We start from the raw sequence: 20,318 nt of genomic DNA, 5'->3' as shown, positions 1-20,318 counted from the left end.
TTTAGGCTCGCGCGCGCCGGACACGCACGTAAAGCGCGCCCTCGCCGCCATGGCCGATATGCGCTTCCTCGAAGCCGACGACCAGCGAGCGGAATTCCGGCAAGCTGAGCCATTCCGGAACCTGGCGGCGCAGCACGCCGCGTTCGGAATCGAGACCACCGACCTTGCCCTTGCCGGTGATGACGAGCACGAAAGTGAGCCCGTCGCTGTGCGCGCGCTGCAGGAAGGTGAACAGCACGCGATGCGCGCGCAGCTGGGTCATGCCGTGCAGATCGAGCCGCGCATCGATCTCCTGCCGGCCGCGCGAGAGCTTTGCACGTTCGCGACGGCCGATCGGCGCCAGCGGCGGCGCGTGCGGGCGTTGCGCCGGCGCAGCCTTGACCGCTGTCGCCGGCTTGACCGGGATGGGTTTGGCAATCGCGTGATGGGTGGCCGGGTCAGAGGCGGCGGCGGGGGCCTTCGCGGCGACCGGCCGCTTGCGCAGTGGCTTGACCTGCTTTGCCACGCTCTCCCAGAGCGCGCGCTCCTCTTCGCTCAGCGCGCGCTTGCGCCGCGACGGAGCGGACAGATCGGGGATCGGCGCGGGTCGTTTCATTGATCGCGGTAATGGCGATAGCGCCGGAAGCGCCGCTTCTCCGGTTGCGGAATATCGGGCCGGGCGACCGGCAACGGCACCGGTTCTGCCACAGGCGCGGCCTGCGCGACAGGGGTCGTTGCTGCCGGCGCTGCGGGCGCGACATCCTTCGCGGCAGGGTTCCTGGCGGCGCTATTGCCTAAGTCTTTCGCCGCGCTTTTGGCGATGCCGGCGGTCGGCACATCCGCAGCCTTCGCCGCCGGCTTGTCCTTCGGCGGCTCGGTCTGCGGAAACAGCTTTGCGATCTTGGCCGAGGGCCGCTCATCCGGAACCGGCAGCTTGTGGCCGCGCGCGACGGGGTCGAGACCGCTCGGCACCAGCATGACGAACTGCATGTTGTGCCGCAGCCGGCCCGAGACCTTTCCGGCTTCCGCGCCGGCGCCGAAATAAAGATCGGCGCGCGCCGGGCCGACGATCGCCGACCCGGTGTCCTGCGCGATCATCAGCCGGTGGAACGGCGTCTTCGACTGTTCGGATTCGATCGGCAGCTCGCCGGCGATGAAGAACGGCGTGCCGTAGACATGCAGCGCCTTGTCGACCGCGATCGAGCGGCCCGGCGTCAGCGGCACGCCCTGCGCGCCGACGGCCTCGTCCTTGTCGGACAGCGGGACCTCGCGGAAGAAGACGTAGGAACGGTTCTGCCGCCGCAGGTCCTTGGCGCCGTCAGGATTCTGCTCCATCCACTCCCTGATCTTCTGCATCGACATCTGATCCTTCGGGATGATGCCGCGGTCGATCAGGACGCGTCCGACCGGTGTATAGGGATAACCATTATGCGCGTCGTAATTGATGCGCAGCGTGGTGCCGTCCTCGAGCTTGATCCGCGCCGAGCCCTGGATCTGCGCGAACAGGAGATCGGTCTGGCTCTTCAGCCAGCAGATCTCGAGCCCGCGGCCGGCGATCGCGCCGTCCTCGATCTGGCCGCGGTCGTAATAGGGCACGAGCTTGCGGCGGCCGATCTTGCGATACACCGCGCCGCCATTGGGCAGGCCGACCGAATTCTGCGTCTTGCCGCGCACGAACAGGTTGGACGGACGGCGATAGACCGGCACGTTGTAGACGTCGGTCTGGGTCCGCGATCCATCGAGCACCGGCTCGTAGTAACCGGTGACGAAGCCGGCGTCCTCGCCGAGCCGCGAGATGCGCAACGGCACGAAATTCTGCTCGAAGAAGTCCTTCGCCTTGACGCCGTCGCTCAGCGTGAGCCCCTTGGCGATCCGGCAGGGGTCGCGCAGCGAGCTTCCAAGCGCTTTCGAATCGGCAGGCGCGCCCTGCTGGGCCGCGATCGGCTTGCAGCTGGTACGAAACGCCTGGTAGGCCGCGAGATGATCGTCGGCGCTCCAGCCGGCGACGTTGGACCAGGCGAGCGGCTCATACTGGCTGCCGCTGACCTGCAGCGGCATTTCCAGATTGGGATAGGGGATCGGGTGGCTATGCTCGTGTCGCGGCGGAGGGTGCCGGCTTGATCTGTAGCGCGCGGCGATCGCTGCGGTGGAGCACAGCACCGCGAGCGCGCAGCACGCGACCGCGAGCCGCCCGTAGCTGAGATGCTTAGTGAGCGCTTCCAGTGCCAACCAGCTTCCAATTCGGATCGCGGGAAGTCGAGTCGCGGGCGAATGTCCAGATATCGGTGATGTCGGCGACCTTGTCCGGGCTGCCGTCGACGATGGTGCCGGCCTTATCGCGCGTGACCGAGATCATCTGCGACACGAAGCGGACGGTGAGCTGGGTCGAGCGGTCACGCGTCTCCGCGCTGACGATCTCAGCCTTGTCGATCGAGACGAACCGCGTCTCGGTCTTCTGCTCGTGCTTCTCGCGATCCTTGATCGCGGCCTCGAAGCTTTCATAGACCTCGGTCGACAGCAGATCGCGCAGCGCGCGGCGATCGCCATTGGCGAACGCCAGCACGATCATTTCATAGGCCGAGCGGGCACCTGAGAGGAAATGCCGCGGATCGAACGAGGAATCCTGGACGGCCACCGCGTCGAGACCCTGCGCCAGCGCCGTGCCGGGCTCGGCGATGCCCTTCCAGCGTTCCGTGGGCTCGACCGGCTCGGCGGGCGCCGCCGAGGCCGGCTGGTCGATTACCGATCCCGGGATCGGAACGACGTTGTTGTCCTGACCGCGCTGCACGACGTTGGGCGCGGCGCGATCATAAGGCGGCCGCTCGCTTCCCGTGCGCTGTCCGAGAACGCTGCGCAGGCGCAGGAAGATAAACACGGCCAGCGCCAGGAAGATGATGGTGTAAATATCCACGTCGAATTCGCTTTCTGGTCTCTGCCGGCAACGGGCCGGCCGTCAAAGCGTTCCCGGTCGGGAACAGCAGAGATTACATCACCGATAGAGTCCGCAGATGTAGGCACGAAACTATGCCCGGCCAATGGCGCTTTTTGGCACGGGCAAGTCTAGCGCGTTTTGACCCCTGGGGGAAACCCGTTCCTTTCAGGAAATCGCGCATCTTCAATAATTTAGGAAGCTGTTAAGAGATTGGGCAGGCTTGCGCGCGCTGCCCTTTGCCGGGAGAATTCGCCGCCGGCCCGCCCTTTCGTCGTCCTTGTGGACCGAGCCGGGCCTATGATAGCCACTCGCCCGGCATCGGCATTCTCAACACCTTAACGCGTGCCGTCGGACATTCTGTCCATCGAGCGCTGCTCCAGGAGACATTTTCATGACCAATGGCAACGGCGCCCCCGTCGAACAACCCGCTCCCCAGCTCAACGTACTGGCGCAGTACACCAAGGACCTGTCGTTCGAGAACCCGAATGCGCCAGCCTCGCTTGGCCAGCAGCAACAGCAGCCGGCGATCAACATCCAGATCAACGTCTCCGCCAACAACCTGTCGGAGAACGAGTACGAGGTGATCCTCTCGATCGAGGGCAAGGCCGAGACCGCAGGCAAGGTGATGTTCAGCTTCGACCTCGCCTATGCCGGCGTCTTCCGGATCGTGAATGTGCCGAAGGAGAACCTGCACCCGCTGGTCATGATCGAGTGCCCGCGGCTGCTGTTCCCGTTCGCACGCGAGATCGTCGCGACCGCGGTCCGCGACGGCGGCTTCCCGCCCTTGTTGCTCGACCCCGTCGATTTCCTCGGTCTCTACCGCCAGAACATGGAGCGGCAGGCGGCCGCCCAGGCCGCTCCCGGCGTCAAGCCGAGCTGAGTTCTAAACTCGAAAAAATGTAACACGCGCGGAAGTGTGATCCGTCATCCTGAGGAGCCCGCGCTTGCGGGCGTCTCGAAGGATCGACGGCCACAGTCCGGGCCGTCGATCCTTCGAGACGCGCGTTCCGCGCTCCTCAGGATGACGGGGATATAGAGCAATCTTGATTAGGCCGCCGGTGCTGCAGCAGGCGCTGGCGGCGGCAGGTAATCGTTCCAGATCGGCTTGTCGCCGAGCGTGGCAATGAAGGCCCTGTGGGCCTCCCGATCGGCGTCGCTGACCCGCGCGAGTAGCGGGGTCTCGCGCTGCCGCCGCGGCGTGTCACCACTATGGCCGCCCGCGCGCGCATCCGACGTTTCCGATGCCAGGATCAGCTGCGACTGCCGCGCGCCGATCAGGTCGATATAGACCTCGGCCAACAGCTCGGCGTCGAGCAAGGCGCCGTGCTTGGTGCGGCGGGAATTGTCGATCTGATAACGCGAGCAGAGATCGTCGAGCCGGTTCGACACGCCGGGATGCTTGCGCCGTGCCAGCAGCAGCGTATCGACCAGCTGGTCCTTCGGGATCGCCTTCCGCTTGATGCGGTCGAGCTCGGCGTTGATGAAGCTGATGTCGAACGACGCGTTGTGGATCACCAGCGGCGTATCGCCGATGAAGGCCAGGAACTCGTCGACCACTTCAGTGAACAGCGGCTTGGAAGCAAGGAACTCGGTCGACAGCCCGTGCACGGCGAACGCTTCCGCCGGCATGTCGCGCTCGGGATTGATGTAGACGTGGTAGGTCTGTCCCGTCGGCATGCGGTTGAAAATCTCGACGCAGCCGATCTCCACCAGCCGGTCGCCGCGCAGCGGATCGAGGCCAGTGGTTTCGGTATCGAGAACGATTTCGCGCATGACGTGATGGAATCCGAAAAGGCGGGCGAATCAGGCGCGCCGCTTCGGCATCTTAACAACCTCGGCCAGAATGTCGCGGATACGCGCCCGCACCGGATCGAGGCCGTGCGAGGTATCCACTATGAAATCCGCGCGTTTGCGCTTCTCGGCGTCCGGCATCTGCTTGGCGATGATGGCGTCGAGCTTGGCGGCATCCATCGTGCCGCGGGCCAGCACCCGCTCGCGTTGCAGTTCCGGCGACGTGGTGACGACAACGACGGCATCGACACGCTTCTCGCCGCCGGTCTCGAACAATAGCGGCACGTCGACAACGACGATCGGGTTACCTGCGGCTTCCGCATCGGCGAAGAATTTCTGGCGCGACGCGCCGAGCATCGGATGCACGATCTGCTCGAGCTGCTTCATCGCAGCAGGATCGTGCACCACGCGCGCCGACAGTTTCGCGCGATCGACCTTGCCGCCGGCAGTGGTGCCGGGAAAGGCGGCCTCGATCGCCGGCGCAGCTTCGCCTTCGTAGAGCTGATGCACGGCCGCATCGGCGTCATAGACCGGCACGCCGGCCTCCATGAACAGTTTGGCCGTGGTGGATTTCCCCATCCCGATCGAGCCGGTCAGTCCAACAATCAGCATCGCATCAACATCGGTTCAGCATCTCTCCCGTCGCCACGCCTCACACCGCGAGCAGCTTCTCGCCGCGCAGGAACGCCAGCAGCGACAATAGCGGCAGGCCGAGGATGGTGAAATGGTCACCTTCGATCCGCTCGAACAGATGCACGCCGAGGCCCTCGAGCTGGTAGGCGCCGACGCTGGTCGTCACCGCCTCCCCGGCATGGTCGAGATAGCTCTCGATCTCGCCGGCAGCGAGCCGTCGCATCGTCATGCGGGCCACGCTCACATCGCCGAACAGGACCTTTCCATCGCGTGCGACCGAGACGGCGGAATGCAGCTCATGGGTCCGTCCGGCGAGCAGAGCGAGTTGCTCGGCAGCCTGCGTGCGGCCGGCGGGCTTGCTGAACATGCGCTGCCCCAGCGCCAGCGTCTGGTCGGCGCCGACGACATATTGACCGGGCCTCTGCCTGGACACGAACAGCGCCTTCTCGCGCGCCAGGAGCGATGCGATCTCGCCCGGGGCCGAAAGGCCGGAATTCTTCTGCACCGCGCGTTCGTCGATGTCGGCCGGCAGCGCCTCGAAATCGAGGCCGGCATTTTCAAGCAGCATCTTTCGCGTCCGGCTCTGCGACGCGAGGATCAGCTTCTGTGGGCCGCGCCAGATGCTCATGACGTGGGAATCATTCCGACGGCCGCGCGCGCTGGCGGTCGTTGAAGAGTTTCATCACCGCGGCCGCGGTCTCCTCGATCGAACGCCGTGTGACGTCGAGCAGCGCCCAGTTGAATTTCGCGCTGAGGCGCCGGGCAAAGGCAACCTCGTCGGCTACCGACTGCTTGTCGATGTAGGTGTCATTGTCGCGGTCGCCCATGGTGAGCAGGCGGTTCTGCCGGACCTGGATCAGGCGCTCGGGCGTCGCATGCAGGCTGACCACCAGCGGCTTCTTCAAGGTCTCGAGCTGGTGCGGCAGCGGGATGCCCGGCACCAGCGGCACATTCGCCGTTCGGATGCCGCGGTTGGCGAGATAGATCGAGGTCGGTGTCTTCGAGGTGCGGGATACCCCGACCAGCACGACATCGGCCTCCTCGAGGCCTTCGACATGCTGACCATCGTCATGCATCATCGTGTAGTTCAGCGCATCGATGCGGCGGAAATATTCCGCGTTCAGCACGTGCTGCGCGCCGACGCGCCCGGTCGTCGCGGCACCCAGATACGCCTCGAACAACTGCATCACAGGCCCGATGATCGACAGGCTCGGAACGTTGATCTCCTTGCACTTGCCCTCGAGCCGGCCGACCAGATCCTTTTCCAGCAGCGTGAACAGGACGATGCCGGGCGATTCCTCGATCTCGTCGAGCACGCGATCGAGCTGCTTCTGGCTGCGCACCAGGGGATAGACATGCTCGACCGCGGTCACATTGGCGTATTGCGCGGCGACCGCGCGCGCCACGGTGATCAGCGTCTCGCCGGTCGAGTCCGACACCAGATGCAGGTGGAAATAATTGGAAGTCGTCGGCACCAGAGCCCCTGTCTATCCTGTGAATCCCTGTGGAGGTCGAGGAGAAGAATCCGGGTCCATGGCCAGGCCCCTGTATATCTCGCCCCATTCTTCACAGCACGTCGCAAAAGGATAAGTCGACGTCATGGCGGGGATGATAGTGAAGCAGTGTGGATTTGTCTCTTCATAAGCTGGCCACAGAGGCGCGCAACCAATTGAGTCCTGCGACAGATTCCGGATATCCGCCGCCGCCGACCGGAATGTTGAGGGATGTGAACAAGCGCGCAGCAACCGCTGGACCGGATTGCATGAGTCAAATTCACTGCCATTAAGACTCAAACCTTAGATTCTAAAATTAATTAGGTTTAGGAGAGCCGTGTGTGCGGATATGTATCCGTCCCTCGCCGGCGAAGCCTTGCGCGCAGCGCTGAGCCCTCCCGAACTGTTCCCCGAAAGGCATCACTGCGATGTTCGACTGGATCAACGCCCTGCCGATCTATGCCTGGGTCAAGGCCCTGCACATCGTCGCCGTGATCTCGTGGATGGCCGGCATGCTCTATCTGCCGCGGCTGTTCGTCTATCATTGCGAGGCCGAGGTCGGCTCCAGGCAGTCCGAGACCTTCAAGGTCATGGAGCGGCGGCTTTTGAAGGGGATCATCAACCCCGCGATGATCGTGACCTGGCTGGCCGGACTTTTCCTGGTCTGGGCCGGACACTGGTACCTATCCGGCTGGTTTCACGTCAAATTTGCGCTGGTGCTCGCCATGTCGGGTATCCACGGCTTTTTGTCCCGTTGCGTGAAGGATTTCGCCGCCGACCGGAATCAGCGAACCCAGAAATTCTATCGTATTATCAACGAGGTGCCGACGGTCCTGATGATCCTGATCGTGATCATGGTGGTGGTGAAGCCGTTCTAGACATCACGATGGTCAAGACGCATGCTTCAGTCCTTCTTGCGAAGGACGAATCGATTTTCTATATAGGATTTATCCCACCCCACGCAGGCGGATGTGGTCGCGTTCCGGTTCTTTTCGGACCGGCGCCGCATCAGGTTTGAAAGCCCAAACGGCACTTTCCTGGCTGAGACCTGCGGACCTTCCTTTGGCGTCCGCTTTTTCCAGAGCCACCTCGCACCCCTTCCCTACCTACTTCCTCACAGGACGACCCCAATGCGGGAAATCAAACTCCAGGACCTCAAATCGAAAACGCCGGCCGAGCTCGTCTCGTTCGCGGAAGAGAATGGGGTCGAGAATGCCAGCACCATGCGCAAGCAGGAGCTGATGTTCGCAATTCTCAAAAACCTCGCCGCCGCCGAGACCGACATTGTCGGCGAGGGCGTCGTGGAGGTGCTGTCCGACGGATTCGGCTTCCTTCGTTCGCCTGACGCGAACTACCTGCCCGGCCCCGACGACATCTACGTTTCGCCCTCGCAAATCCGCCGCTTCGGCCTGCGCACCGGCGACACCATCGAAGGCCATATCCGCAGCCCGAAGGAAGGCGAACGCTACTTCGCGCTGCTGAAGGTCAATACGCTCAATTTCGAGGATCCCGAGAAGGCCAAGCACAAAGTCAATTTCGACAACCTCACGCCGCTGTTTCCCAATCAGCGTTTCCGCATGGAGCTTGAGGATTCCACCAAGAAGGACCTTTCCGCCCGCGTCATTGATATCGTCGCGCCGATCGGCAAGGGCCAGCGCGCGCTGATCGTGGCGCCGCCGCGCACCGGCAAAACGGTGCTGATGCAGAACATCGCGCACTCCATCACCGCCAATCATCCCGACTGCTATCTGATTGTGCTGCTGATCGACGAGCGTCCGGAAGAAGTTACGGACATGCAGCGCTCGGTGAAGGGCGAGGTGGTGTCGTCGACCTTCGACGAGCCTGCGGTGCGTCACGTCCAGGTCGCCGAGATGGTGATCGAGAAGGCCAAGCGCCTCGTCGAGCACGGCCGCGACGTCGTGATCCTGCTCGATTCGATCACGCGCCTCGGCCGCGCCTACAACACCGTCGTGCCGTCATCCGGCAAGGTGCTGACCGGCGGTGTCGACGCCAACGCGCTGCAGCGTCCGAAGCGCTTCTTCGGTGCCGCGCGCAACATCGAGGAGGGCGGTTCGCTGACCATCATCGCGACCGCGCTGGTCGATACCGGCAGCCGCATGGACGAAGTCATTTTCGAAGAGTTCAAGGGCACCGGTAACTCCGAACTGATCCTCGACCGCAAGGTTTCGGACAAGCGGACCTTCCCGGCGATCGATATTGCCCGTTCCGGCACCCGCAAGGAGGAGCTGATCACTGATCCGCAGGTGCTGAAGAAGATGTACGTCCTGCGCCGCATCCTCAATCCGATGGGCACCATGGACGCCATCGACTTCCTGCTCGACAAGCTCCGCAATACGAAGAGCAACTCGGAATTCTTCGATTCCATGAACACCTGAGGCCACGGCCGAAAAGAACAGGGCGCTCCGCACAAACGGGGCGCCTTTTTCATGCTGCGGATTTGCTGCGGCTAAGTGCAGCATAAAAGGAGCCGTTCTCCGCACTGGGTTTCCAGTTAACTATCTGATATTATTTATATTTCTATCATAGCTTGGTGATCTAGCTGACGACACCGCAGCAAAATTGCTGCGCGGCTGCTGCAGTGAAATCAGATCATGCTGCATCGCAGTATTTTGCGGTATGGAGTGCGAAATCGAAGCGGCATTGCCTTTGCCGATTTGCTGGAAGAAATAGGCGATGCATCCACGCGACCAGACTATTTTCGCGTTATCCTCGGGGCGGCCGCCGAGTGCGATCGCCATTGTCAGGCTGTCTGGCCCAATGGCCGAGTCGGTCATTGCAGGACTGGCGGGCAAGACGCCGGTGCCGCGGCTGGCGACCCGCGCGCTGCTCCGCGATTCGAACCATCAACCGATCGATGACGGGGTCGTGCTGTGGTTTCCAGGCCCGGCCAGTGCCACCGGCGAAGACGTCGCCGAATTTCATGTCCATGGCGGACGGGCCGTCTTGGCGGCGATGTTCGATGCGATCGCGGCATTCGACAATGTGCGGCCGGCCGAGCCGGGCGAGTTCACCCGGCGGGCCTTCGAGAACGGCAAGCTCGACCTGACCGAGGCCGAGGGCCTGGACGATCTGATCCACGCCGACACTGACCGTCAAAGGCGCCAAGCATTGCGCCAGTTGAGGGGGTTGCTTGGCGACCGCGCGCGCGACTGGCGCGAGCGGATCATCGCGGCGTCGGCGCTGATCGAGGCCGGCATCGATTTCTCAGATGAAGGCGATGTGCCGGCCGAGCTGATCGCACCGGCGCTCGAGAAGATCCGCGCGCTACATGAGGAGATCAGGCAAGTCCTTGCGGGGCAGGGGCAAGGCGAGCGGCTGCGCGACGGCCTGGTGGTCGCGATCGCCGGTCCGCCGAATGTCGGCAAATCGACCCTGATCAATCAGCTCGCCAAGCGCGAGGTCGCGATCGTCTCGCCGCATGCCGGCACGACCCGCGATGTGATCGAGGTGCAGCTCGACCTCGACGGCTATCCGGTGACGGTCATCGACACCGCCGGCATTCGCGAGACCGACGACCCGGTGGAGCAGGAGGGCGTCCGCCGCGCCCGCGCCCGCGCCGTGGAGGCGGACCTCGTGCTGTGGCTGGCCGACAGCGGCGATGCAAGGGCGGGACATGGCGGAACGACGCCGACCTGGCTGGTGCGGAACAAGATCGACCTCGTCAGGACCATGACGGGCGAGGGTGGCAGTTACCCCGAATTCAGGATCTCGGCTGCTCGTGGCGATGGGTTGTCAGAGCTGATCGCCGCGCTGATCGGGTTCGCTCAGGACTATTTTGGAACCAGCGAAGGCGGCTTGATCAGTCGGACGCGGCAGCGCGGATTGTTGCAGGAGACCGTCGAATCCCTTCAGCGCAGCATGGACGTGGTCGGGCAGGGCGAGGAACTGGCGGCGGAGGAACTCCGGCGGGCCGCTTACTCACTCGGTCGTCTGCTCGGCCGGGTGGATGTTGAAGACATCCTGGACGTCATCTTCCGCGAATTCTGCGTCGGGAAGTAGCGGGTGCCCCATCTGTTTCACGTGAAACATGGTTTCGATCTGGTTAAGGAACCCTCATCCTGTTTCACGTGAAACAATTGCCGATCATACAGCCGCACTGTTTCACGTGAAACGGTCCCATCCGTCATTGCGGGCGAAGCGAAGCAGTCCATATTTGCCTCGGGCTTCGGTCTCAGAGCGGCGATCCCAACTTCGTTCTTCCGGCTTTCATGACTCCACGATAGAAGTCCCGGCATGACTTCCAGGGCAGACTCATTTGACGTCATCGTCATCGGCGGCGGCCATGCCGGCTGCGAGGCCGCGAGCGCTTCTGCCCGGATGGGCGCAAAGACCGCCTTGGTGACCCATCGTTTCGCGACGATCGGCGCGATGTCGTGCAATCCCGCCATCGGCGGGCTCGGCAAGGGCCATCTGGTCCGCGAAGTCGATGCCTTGGACGGTTTGATGGGCCGGGTGGCCGACGCCGGCGGCATCCAGTTTCGCATGCTGAATCGTCGGAAAGGTCCAGCGGTTCGTGGCCCCCGGGCGCAGGCCGACCGCAAGCTCTATGCGGCCGCGATGCAGGCCGCGATCACCGAGACCGCGAACCTCAGCGTCATCGAAGGCGAGGCGGATGAACTGGTCGTCGTCGATGGCCGCGTGACCGGCATTTGCCTGGGCGATGGCCGTCGGCTGTCGGCGGGGGCGGTTGTCATCACGACCGGCACCTTCCTGCGTGGTCTGATCCATCTCGGGGAAAAGAATTGGCCGGCGGGCCGGGTCGGTGAGGCGCCGGCCATGGGCCTGTCTGCTTCCTTCGAACGGGCAGGGTTTGTGCTCGGCCGGCTCAAGACCGGGACGCCGCCGCGCCTCGACGGCACCACGATCGACTGGTCCGCGGTCGAAATGCAGCCCGGAGACGAGCCTCCGGAGCCGTTTTCGGTCATGACTGACCGGATTACGACCCCGCAGATCCAGTGCGGCATCACCCGGACCACGCCGACGACCCATGAGGTGATCCGCGCCAATGTGCATCGCTCGCCGATGTATTCCGGCCAGATCAAGAGCTCCGGACCGCGCTATTGCCCCTCGATCGAGGACAAGATCGTCCGCTTCGGCGACCGCGACGGCCATCAGATCTTCCTGGAGCCGGAAGGGCTCGACGACACCACGGTCTACCCGAACGGCATCTCGACCTCGCTGCCGGAAGAGGTCCAGCTTGCGATCCTCGCCAGCATCCCCGGCCTCGAGCGGGTGACGATGGTCCGGCCGGGCTATGCGATCGAATACGACCACGTCGATCCGCGCGAGCTCGATCCGACGCTGCAGACCAAGCGTCTGCGCGGGCTTTTCCTGGCCGGCCAGATCAATGGCACTACGGGCTATGAGGAGGCGGCGGGGCAGGGCGTTGTCGCCGGGCTCAATGCCGCGCTCGCGGCCGGCGATGCCGATCCGATCGTGTTCGACCGCGCCGACGGCTATCTCGGGGTGATGATCGACGATCTCGTGACCCGCGGGATCACCGAGCCGTATCGCATGTTCACCTCGCGCGCCGAATATCGGCTGACCTTGCGTGCCGACAACGCCGACCAGCGCCTGACCGACAAGGGCATTGCACTCGGATGCGTCGGAACGGCGCGGGCCGAGCGCCATCGGACCAAGATGGCGGCGCTGGAGGCGGCCAAGCGGCTGGCGAAGTCGCTCGCGATCACACCGAATGAGGCCGCCAAGCACGGGCTTGCCCTCAATCGTGACGGCAATCGCCGCTCCGCCTTCGAGCTTCTGGCTTATCCGGAGATCGAATGGCCCGTGGTCCGGGCGATCTGGCCGGAGCTGTCGGCCATTGACCCTGCAATCGCGGTGCATCTCGAGATCGATGCCAAATACGATGTCTATCTGAAGCGCCAGACCGCCGATGTTGATGCTTTCCGGCGTGACGAGGGTCTGGTTCTGACCGACGTCGACTATACCGATGTCCCCGGTCTCTCGAACGAAGCGCGCGCCAAGTTGCAGAAGGCGCAGCCGCGGACGGTCGGCCAGGCCGGCCGGATCGACGGCATGACGCCGGCGGCGCTCGGTATTCTGGCGGCCTATCTCCGGCGGGAAGCGCGGCGGAAGACTGCGAAGGCATCCGCCTAGCGTTTCACGTGAAACGGCAGGCCCCGGTCATTGCGAGGAGCGGAAGCGACGAAGCAATCCATCGCTTTCCCAGATGGCACTATGGATTGCTTCGCTTCGCTCGCAATGACGAGCCCGACCGGCATTCCAGAGAATGGCTTCAATTTCGCAATCCGCCGAACTCAGTGTCTCCGCCAAGGACAAGGCCGCGGCGCTCGCGCTGACGCCTGTTTCACGTGAAACAGAGGCGCGGCTCGACCGCTACATCGCCCTCCTCCTCACGTGGCAGGCCAAGACCAATCTCGTCGCGCCATCGACGCTGCCGACCCTCTGGACCCGCCACGTCTCCGATTCGCTGCAGCTCCTGAGTCTGATGCCGACGGCGAAGTCGTGGGTCGATCTCGGCAGCGGCGGCGGCTTCCCCGGTGTCGTGCTCGCCTGCGCGCTGGCCGAGACTCCGGGCGCGTCGATTCATTTGGTTGAGCGAATCGCCAAGAAGGCGGCATTCTTGCGCGAGGCGATACGGGTGACGGAGTCCCCGGGGGCGGTGCATCTGGCTGATATCGGGGATACTGTGGATAGAATCCCGGGGCCCATCGATTGCGTCACCGCGCGGGCGCTGGCTCCGTTACATCAACTCATCGGCTTTGCGGAGCCGTGGGTCAAAAAGGGCGCCAAGGCGCTGTTTTTGAAGGGTCAAGATGTAGAGGCCGAATTGACCGAGGCCACTAAATATTGGATTATTGAGCCAAAGCTACACTCCAGCCGGACCGGCGGACAGGGCTGGATCGTCGAACTCGGGTCAATCGAGCGGCGCTAGGGGACTCCGCGAGAGCAAATGGTATTTTGGTATGACTGTGATGGACGAGGTTTATCAAGAGGATAAGGCGTCCCAGCCGCCTGGCCATCCGCGCATCCTGTCGCTCGCCAACCAAAAGGGCGGCGTCGGCAAGACCACCACAGCGATCAATCTTGGGACCGCACTCGCTGCGATTGGCGAGCGCGTCCTGATCGTCGATCTCGATCCGCAGGGCAACGCCTCGACCGGCCTCGGCATCGATCGCCGCAACCGCAGCTGCTCGACCTACGACGTCCTGATCGGCGAAGCGCCGCTGCGCGATGCCGTGGTCGCGACCGCGGTGCCGCGGCTGCACATCGCGGCTTCCACCATGGACCTCTCCGGCCTCGAGCTCGAGCTCGGCACCACGCCGGGCCGCGCGTTCCGGCTGCGCGATGCGATCGCAGGATTGAACAACAATGTCTCGCCGGAAGCCGACTACACCTACGTGCTGATCGACTGCCCGCCCTCGCTCAATTTGCTCACGGTGAATGCGATGGCGGCGTCGGACGCGATCCTGGTGCCGCTGCAATGCGAGTTCTTTGCGCTCGAAGGTCTGTCGCAGTTGCTGCAGACCGTGGAGCAGGTGCGCTCGACGCTCAATCCGAACCTGTCGATCCACGGCATCGTGCTGACCATGTTCGACTCGCGCAACAACCTCTCCAACCAGGTGGTTGCCGACGTGCGCCAGTTCATGGGCGACAAGGTCTACGACACCATGATCCCGCGCAACGTGCGCATCTCGGAAGCACCCTCCTACGGCAAGCCGGTCCTGGTCTACGATCTCAAATGCGCCGGCAGCGATGCGTATCTCAAGCTCGCCACCGAGGTGATCCAGCGCGAGCGCGAGCTGCGCACGCATTGACGTTGCGTAGGATGGGTAGAGCGAAGCGAAACCCATCACTCTCATTGCGAGCCGCGATGGGTTTCGCTTCGCTCTACCCATCCTACGTTTCTTTTGAAATTCAAGTCTGGAGTACTGCGTGTGAATCCAAGGGAGCTCGCAACAATGGCCGATGAAGCGCGTTCGCGACTGGGGCGCGGGCTGGCAAGCCTGATCGGAGATGTCGGCGGCGAGGCGGCCGCGCATGTCGAGCGGCCGCGCAACCAGCGCAAGGTGCCGATCGAATTCCTCAAGGCCAACCCGCGTAACCCGCGGCGCACCTTCGCCGACACCGAGCTCGGCGAGCTTGCCGATTCGATCAGGCAGCGCGGCGTGATCCAGCCGATCGTGGTGCGTGCGATCAAGGGCGCGCAGGACCGCTACGAGATCATCGCCGGCGAGCGCCGCTGGCGCGCCTCGCAACTCGCCGGCCTGCACGAAGTGCCGATCGTGCCGGTCGAGGTCTCTGATTCCGACGCGCTCGAGATCATGATCATCGAGAACGTCCAGCGCGAAGACCTCAATGCGATGGAAGAGGCGCAGGGCTATCACGCGCTCGCCGACGAGTTCAAACGCAGCCAGGAAGACATCGCCAAGATCGTCGGCAAGAGCCGCAGCCATGTCGCCAACATGATGCGGCTGACCAAGCTGCCCGTCGAGGTGCAGGCGCTGATCTCGAAAGGCGATCTCTCCGCCGGCCACGCCCGCGCGCTGATCGGCGTGCCGGATCCGCTCGCTGCAGCGAAGCGCATCGTCGCCGAGGGTCTCAACGTTCGCCAGGCCGAGGCGCTGGCGCATGAGGAGGGCGTGCCGGAGCGCAAGCCGCAGAAGGCGCGCAGTGGCAGCGCGGCCAAGGTCGACAAGGATGCCGACACGCTGGCGCTCGAGAAGCGCGTCAGCGATGCGCTCGGCCTTGCCGTCACCGTCAGCCATCGCGATCCCGGCGGCACCGTCCAGATCAGCTACCGCAACCTCGAGCAGCTCGACGAAGTGGTGCGGCGACTCGAGGGCGGCTAGCGGTTTCGTCATTCCGGGGCGCGCGTCAGCGCGAACCCGGAATCTCTTTTTCAACATCTCTGGATTCCGGGTTCATGCTTCGCATGCCCCGGAATGACTTCTTCAATTTACCCCCGCCGCTTCGCATTCGCCGCGATCGAGAGCAGCGCGCGCTGCGCGATCACGGCGGCGAGCGAGGCCTGCTTGCGCATGTCGAGTGCCGCGGTGGCGAGCTGATCGATCACGTTCACCAGCCGCGGCGGCGTGAAATTGCGCAGCGCGATCTCGACCGCGGGTTTGCGCGAGAAGTGCAGCCGCGGGAATCCGCCTTCGAGCACGGCTGACGCCGGCGTGCCGTCCGCGATCGCGAGCGCTGATTTGTGCAGCCATGCCGCCTGGCGCTGCGCGGCCGAGATGATCACGCCGGGATAGGTGCCGGCGACCATTGCCTTGGTGAACTCGCTCTCGACCAGCGCGGCGTTGCCGGCGAAGGCGCCGTCGACGATCGGATCGAGCTTCAGCTCGGAGGCGTCGGACACCACGGTCATGACGTCCTCGAGCGTGATCTCGCCCTTGCCGTGCGCGAATAGCGCCAGCTTGCGCAGCTCGTTGCGCGAGGCCATGCGGTCGCCGCCGAGCAGCGACATCAGCACCGCGCGCGCATCCTGCGCGAGCCGCAGATTCGATACGCGCAGCTCGTCCTCGATCAGCTTGGTCAGATCGCGCTCGGTGTCGGGATAGCAGCCGATCGCCACTGCATTCTTGGCGCGCTCGCAGATCTTGCGCAGCGGCGATTCCGGCCTGAGCTCGCCGGCCTCGATCACGATGCGGCAATCCCTGAGCGCCGTGGTCTCGGTCAGCGTCTCGACGCCGCTTGAGAAGTTGCGCGAGCCGGCGCGGACGCGGATGGCGCGGCGGCCGCCGAACAGCGGCACCGTCATGGCCTCGTCGACCAGCCGCGATGGTTCGGCGGCGAGCTCGTCGCCATCGAGCCGCACCAGCGAGAATGGATCGTTGGGATCGTCGACCGCGGAGGCCATCAGCGCGTCGGCGCGCTCGCGCACCAGCCCGAGGTCCGGGCCGTACAGCAGGATGATCGGACGGCCGGCGTCAGGCCGGGCGAGGAAGCTGTCGATCTCTTTTCCGCGAAGCGCGACCATCTCGCCTTAAACTGTCATTCCGGGGCGCCTCGTCAGAGGCGAACCCGGAATCTCGATCCATCATCTCCAGATTCCGGGTTCGCGCCGGTGGCGCGCCCCGGAATGACCTCCCGCCTCAGGTTCCGGTGGAGAAGAAGGAGGCGAGCCGGGTCTGGATGTTGTCGGCGATCTCCTGCGCGGCGCGGTCTTCGGCGTCGCGGAAGGCGCGGGCGCGGGCGAAGCGCTGGTAGGAGCCGGGCATGTCGTAGGACACGCGCGAGAACGTGGTGCCGGTCATGACAGACTTGTTCGACGCGATCTCGATCAGGTTGAACTGGGCGTCGATGCCGTAGTTCTCGCTGGTCGGCAGCGCGGTGGCCGGATCGATCATCAGCGAGGAGCGGCTGGTGTTGAACCGCAGCACCAGCCGATGCGTCGGCGGTGCGCCGGTGGCGGTGCCGTAGAGCTTGAAGGCGAGGGCGTTGCGGACCTCGACGCCGACCCGGGCCTCGCGCGAGGCGTTCGGCTTGTCGACCGGCGGAACCTCGACGCCCAGCAGCTTTTCGCGCAGGGCGGACGACTGGCCGTCGAGGGTGCGCTCGGCATACATCGGCTGGAAGCATCCGGCCGTCAGCGCGGCCAAGGAGGCCACGGCCACGAGCCGGGCGGCGATCCTGATCCTAGCCGACAACATTGACGATCCTCATGGGCACCACGATCACCTTGCGGACGGGTTTGCCGCCCAAGGCGGCTTTTACCGCATCGAGCGCCAAAACGGCAGCCTCTATATCCGCATTTTGGGCCGCCCGTGGCACGGTAACATCACCTCGTTTTTTACCGTTGACCTGGACGACCAGGGTCACGCTGTCTTCAACCAGCAAATCGCGCTCGATTTGCGGCCAATCGGCCTCGGAAACCAGCCCGGTCTGGCCCAGAACCACCCAGCACTCCTCGGCCAGATGCGGCATCATCGGCGAAAACAGCTGCACCAGGATGGTCGCCGCCTCCTTGACGGCCCAAGAAACATCTGGAGCAAGGTCCGGCGCCGGCTTGTCGCCTTTCGCCAGCACCTCGGACAGCGCATTGGCGAACTCGCGGATATGGGCGAGACACACGTTGAAATGCAGCCGCTCGATGCCGGACGACACCTTGTCGAGCGCGCCATGGGCCGCCTTGCGCAACGCCAATGCGTCGGGCCCGAACGTCGCCGGCCGGGCCGCCGGCGCCGTCCTGGCGATCTCGGCCGATTCGTTCACCAGCCGCCACAGCCGCTGCACGAAGCGCGAGGCGCCCTGCACGCGCTCGTCGCTCCAGATCACGTCGCGGTCCGGCGGCGAGTCCGACAGCATGAACCAGCGGGCGACGTCGGCGCCATAGCTCGCGATGATGTCGTCGGGGTCGACGGTGTTCTTCTTCGACTTCGACATCTTCTCGATCGGGCCGATCGCGACGTCCTCGCCGGTCGCCAGCAGCACCGCGCGGCGGCCATTGCCGCCAACCTCGATCTTCACTTCGGCCGGCGTGACCCAGCTGCCGTCGGCCTTCTGGTAGGTCTCGTGCACCACCATGCCCTGGGTGAACATGCCGGCGAACGGCTCGCTCATGTCGACGTGGCCGGTCGCCTTCATCGCGCGGGTGAAGAAGCGGCTGTAGAGCAGATGCAGGATCGCGTGCTCGACGCCGCCGATATACTGGTCGACCGGCATCATCCGGTTGGCGACCGCGGGCGTGGTCGGCGCGGTCTCGTTCCACGGGTCGGTGAAGCGCGCGAAATACCAGGACGAGTCCACGAAGGTGTCCATCGTGTCGGTCTCGCGCACCGCCTTGCCGCCACACTTCGGGCAGCTGACGTGCTTCCAGGTCGGATGATGGTCGAGCGCGTTGCCCGGCTTGTCGAAGCTGACATCCTCCGGCAGCGTCACCGGCAACTGGTCGTCGGGCACCGGCACCACGTCGCAGGTCGGGCAGTGGATCACCGGGATCGGGCAGCCCCAGTAGCGCTGGCGTGAAATGCCCCAGTCGCGCAGCCGGAAATTCACCTGCCGTTCGCCGACCGGCGCATTGCCGCGCAGCTCAGCCTCGAGGCGCTTGGCGACCTCTTCCTTGGCCGCGTCGATCGTCATGCCGTCGAGGAAGCGCGAATTGATCATGCGGCCGTCGCCGTCATAGGCGACGTCGGTGATGACGAACGTCTTCGGGTCCTGGCCCTCGGGGCAGACCACCGGCACATTGCCGAGATTGTACTTGTTGACGAAGTCGAGGTCGCGCTGGTCGTGCGCCGGGCAGCCGAAGATCGCGCCGGTGCCGTATTCCATCAGCACGAAGTTCGCGACATAGACCGGCAGCTTCCAGTTCGGATCGAACGGATGCACCGCCTTGATACCGGTGTCGAAACCCTGCTTCTCGGCGGTGTCGATGATCGACTGTGCGGTGCCGATCTTCTTGATGTCGGTGATGAACTCGGCGAGCTTCGGGTTCTTCGCGGCGGCGGCTACCGCCAGCGGATGATCCGCCGAGATCGCCATGAACTTGGCGCCGAACAGCGTGTCCGGCCGCGTGGTGAAGATCTTCAGCTCGCTCTCGCCGGCCGGCGTGGTCGCCGCATCGAGCGCGAAGCGGATCAACAGGCCCTCGGAGCGGCCGATCCAGTTGCGCTGCATCAGCCGCACCTTGTCGGGCCAGCGGTCGAGACCATCCAGCGCTTCCAGGAGCTCCTGCGAGTACTTCGTGATCTTGAAGACCCACTGGCTCATCTCGCGCTGCTCGACGACGGCGCCCGAGCGCCAGCCGCGGCCGTCGATCACCTGCTCGTTGGCGAGCACGGTCATGTCGACCGGATCCCAGTTCAGCTTGCGCTTCTCGCGCTCGGCGAGGCCGGCGCGCAGCATGTCCAAAAACATCTTCTGCTGATGCTTGTAGTAGCTGGGGTCGCAGGTCGCGAACTCGCGCGACCAGTCGAGCGACAGCCCGATCGACCGCAGCTGTTTCTTCATCGCGGCGATGTTGTCGTAGGTCCAGGCCTTCGGCGCCACCTTGCGCTCGATCGCGGCATTCTCCGCCGGCAGGCCGAACGCGTCCCAGCCCATCGGGTGCAGCACGTTGTAGCCCCTGGCGCGCATGAAGCGGGCCAGCACGTCGCCGAGCGTGTAGTTGCGGACATGGCCGATATGGATGCGCCCCGACGGATAGGGGAACATCTCGAGCACGTAGTATTTCGGCCGCGGATCGTCGTTCTTGGAGGCGAAGATCGCCTTTTCGTCCCACAGGCGCTGCCAGCGGGGCTCGGATTCACGGGCGTTATAGCGTTCGGCGGTCATGAAATCGCAGGGATTTTGGGTGGCTCTGGGTGATTTTCGGGCCCCGTCCGGGGACGGCGGACTAGGCCACAAAAGCGCCTGCGCGGTCAACGGCTTGGGCCTCCAAACGTCCCATCCCCTCGCGCAGCCGCCCTGCCGCTGTCGCAGGGGCGCCGTCTGCAGCCTTCTCGACGTCCTGGCGAAGGCCTGGACCACAGAGC

The 20,318-nt window shown here is 64.4% G+C and carries 19 protein-coding genes; 8 read left to right on the top strand and 11 right to left on the bottom strand.

What is annotated here, in order from left to right:
* Position 1 precedes the first annotated feature (1 nt).
* The 3 genes from J2R78_RS16775 to J2R78_RS16765 all read right to left on the bottom strand — a co-directional run bounded on the left by J2R78_RS16775 (position 2) and on the right by J2R78_RS16765 (position 2,890).
* Positions 2-595, bottom strand: coding sequence for a Smr/MutS family protein (locus J2R78_RS16775; RefSeq protein ID WP_168856142.1), 594 nt, complete (start codon positions 593-595; stop codon positions 2-4).
* Complete coding sequence (locus J2R78_RS16770) at positions 592-2,037, bottom strand: murein transglycosylase A (RefSeq protein ID WP_375167125.1); 1,446 nt, start codon at positions 2,035-2,037, stop codon at positions 592-594. Before J2R78_RS16770 ends, J2R78_RS16775 begins: the two co-directional genes overlap by 4 nt.
* Positions 2,038-2,185: 148 nt before the next feature.
* Positions 2,186-2,890 (bottom strand): Tim44/TimA family putative adaptor protein, encoded by a 705-nt coding sequence (locus J2R78_RS16765; protein ID WP_057020336.1) that lies wholly within the window; start codon positions 2,888-2,890, stop codon positions 2,186-2,188.
* Positions 2,891-3,302: 412 nt separating this feature from the next.
* Between J2R78_RS16765 and secB the strand changes: the two genes are divergently transcribed.
* The gene (gene secB / locus J2R78_RS16760; RefSeq protein WP_069279084.1) at positions 3,303-3,791 is read left to right on the top strand and encodes a protein-export chaperone SecB; all 489 of its coding nucleotides are present in this window, start codon (positions 3,303-3,305) and stop codon (positions 3,789-3,791) included.
* Positions 3,792-3,958: 167 nt separating this feature from the next.
* Here secB and dnaQ read toward each other — a convergent pair whose 3' ends face one another.
* Genes dnaQ through J2R78_RS16740 form a run of 4 tightly spaced genes read right to left on the bottom strand, consistent with a single transcriptional unit; the run spans position 3,959 to position 6,810 of the window.
* On the bottom strand, positions 3,959-4,684 hold the full coding sequence (gene dnaQ / locus J2R78_RS16755; RefSeq protein WP_050383510.1) for a DNA polymerase III subunit epsilon: 726 nt from the start codon (positions 4,682-4,684) through the stop codon (positions 3,959-3,961).
* Positions 4,685-4,714: 30 nt separating this feature from the next.
* Positions 4,715-5,314 carry a dephospho-CoA kinase gene (coaE, locus tag J2R78_RS16750; RefSeq protein ID WP_057020333.1) on the bottom strand — a complete coding sequence of 200 codons (600 nt, stop codon included), beginning with the start codon at positions 5,312-5,314 and terminating at the stop codon, positions 4,715-4,717.
* Between the two features lie 40 nt (positions 5,315-5,354).
* Positions 5,355-5,963 carry a Maf family protein gene (locus J2R78_RS16745; protein ID WP_253605715.1) on the bottom strand — a complete coding sequence of 203 codons (609 nt, stop codon included), beginning with the start codon at positions 5,961-5,963 and terminating at the stop codon, positions 5,355-5,357.
* 10 nt (positions 5,964-5,973) lie between these two features.
* A complete protein-coding gene (locus J2R78_RS16740) occupies positions 5,974-6,810 on the bottom strand; it encodes a pyruvate, water dikinase regulatory protein (RefSeq protein WP_016841463.1) in 837 nt (278 codons plus the stop codon).
* 473 nt (positions 6,811-7,283) lie between these two features.
* Here J2R78_RS16740 and hemJ point away from each other — a divergent pair, with 473 nt between their 5' ends.
* Together hemJ and rho are read left to right on the top strand one after the other, a co-directional pair.
* A complete protein-coding gene (hemJ, locus tag J2R78_RS16735; protein WP_028335809.1) occupies positions 7,284-7,706 on the top strand; it encodes a protoporphyrinogen oxidase HemJ in 423 nt (140 codons plus the stop codon).
* A 252-nt stretch (positions 7,707-7,958) separates the two neighbouring features.
* Entirely contained in the window at positions 7,959-9,224 is a 1,266-nt protein-coding gene (rho, locus tag J2R78_RS16730; protein WP_028341998.1) for a transcription termination factor Rho, read from the top strand.
* Between the two features lie 120 nt (positions 9,225-9,344).
* On the opposite strand, the gene J2R78_RS16725 is transcribed toward rho, so the two are convergent.
* Positions 9,345-9,587, bottom strand: coding sequence for a hypothetical protein (locus tag J2R78_RS16725; RefSeq protein ID WP_253610082.1), 243 nt, complete (start codon positions 9,585-9,587; stop codon positions 9,345-9,347).
* On the opposite strand from J2R78_RS16725, the gene mnmE reads away from it, so the two are divergent.
* The 5 genes from mnmE to J2R78_RS16700 all read left to right on the top strand — a co-directional run bounded on the left by mnmE (position 9,523) and on the right by J2R78_RS16700 (position 15,683).
* Entirely contained in the window at positions 9,523-10,848 is a 1,326-nt protein-coding gene (mnmE, locus tag J2R78_RS16720; RefSeq protein ID WP_253605711.1) for a tRNA uridine-5-carboxymethylaminomethyl(34) synthesis GTPase MnmE, read from the top strand. The genes J2R78_RS16725 and mnmE overlap by 65 nt on opposite strands.
* A 234-nt stretch (positions 10,849-11,082) precedes the next feature.
* Positions 11,083-12,966, top strand: coding sequence for a tRNA uridine-5-carboxymethylaminomethyl(34) synthesis enzyme MnmG (mnmG, locus tag J2R78_RS16715; RefSeq protein ID WP_253605709.1), 1,884 nt, complete (start codon positions 11,083-11,085; stop codon positions 12,964-12,966).
* Positions 12,967-13,099: 133 nt separating this feature from the next.
* On the top strand, positions 13,100-13,765 hold the full coding sequence (gene rsmG / locus J2R78_RS16710) for a 16S rRNA (guanine(527)-N(7))-methyltransferase RsmG (protein ID WP_253605707.1): 666 nt from the start codon (positions 13,100-13,102) through the stop codon (positions 13,763-13,765).
* 31 nt (positions 13,766-13,796) lie between these two features.
* Positions 13,797-14,648, top strand: a complete 852-nt coding sequence (locus J2R78_RS16705) for a ParA family protein (RefSeq protein ID WP_028335813.1) — start codon at positions 13,797-13,799, stop codon at positions 14,646-14,648.
* A gap of 144 nt (positions 14,649-14,792) precedes the next feature.
* Positions 14,793-15,683, top strand: a complete 891-nt coding sequence (locus J2R78_RS16700; RefSeq protein ID WP_057020329.1) for a ParB/RepB/Spo0J family partition protein — start codon at positions 14,793-14,795, stop codon at positions 15,681-15,683.
* A 107-nt stretch (positions 15,684-15,790) separates the two neighbouring features.
* On the opposite strand, the gene holA is transcribed toward J2R78_RS16700, so the two are convergent.
* From holA to leuS, 3 genes are all read right to left on the bottom strand, one after another.
* Complete coding sequence (gene holA / locus J2R78_RS16695; protein WP_172646191.1) at positions 15,791-16,822, bottom strand: DNA polymerase III subunit delta; 1,032 nt, start codon at positions 16,820-16,822, stop codon at positions 15,791-15,793.
* 115 nt (positions 16,823-16,937) lie between these two features.
* A complete protein-coding gene (lptE, locus tag J2R78_RS16690; RefSeq protein WP_253605705.1) occupies positions 16,938-17,495 on the bottom strand; it encodes an LPS assembly lipoprotein LptE in 558 nt (185 codons plus the stop codon).
* A complete protein-coding gene (gene leuS, locus J2R78_RS16685) occupies positions 17,482-20,118 on the bottom strand; it encodes a leucine--tRNA ligase (RefSeq protein WP_253605703.1) in 2,637 nt (878 codons plus the stop codon). The genes lptE and leuS overlap by 14 nt, the downstream gene beginning before the upstream one ends.
* Positions 20,119-20,318 lie beyond the last annotated feature (200 nt).

The organism is Bradyrhizobium sp. USDA 4538 (genome assembly GCF_024171045.1).
In the GTDB taxonomy this organism is placed as follows: Bacteria; Pseudomonadota; Alphaproteobacteria; order Rhizobiales; family Xanthobacteraceae; genus Bradyrhizobium; species Bradyrhizobium australafricanum.
This window is presented reverse-complemented; position numbering and strand designations above follow the sequence as displayed.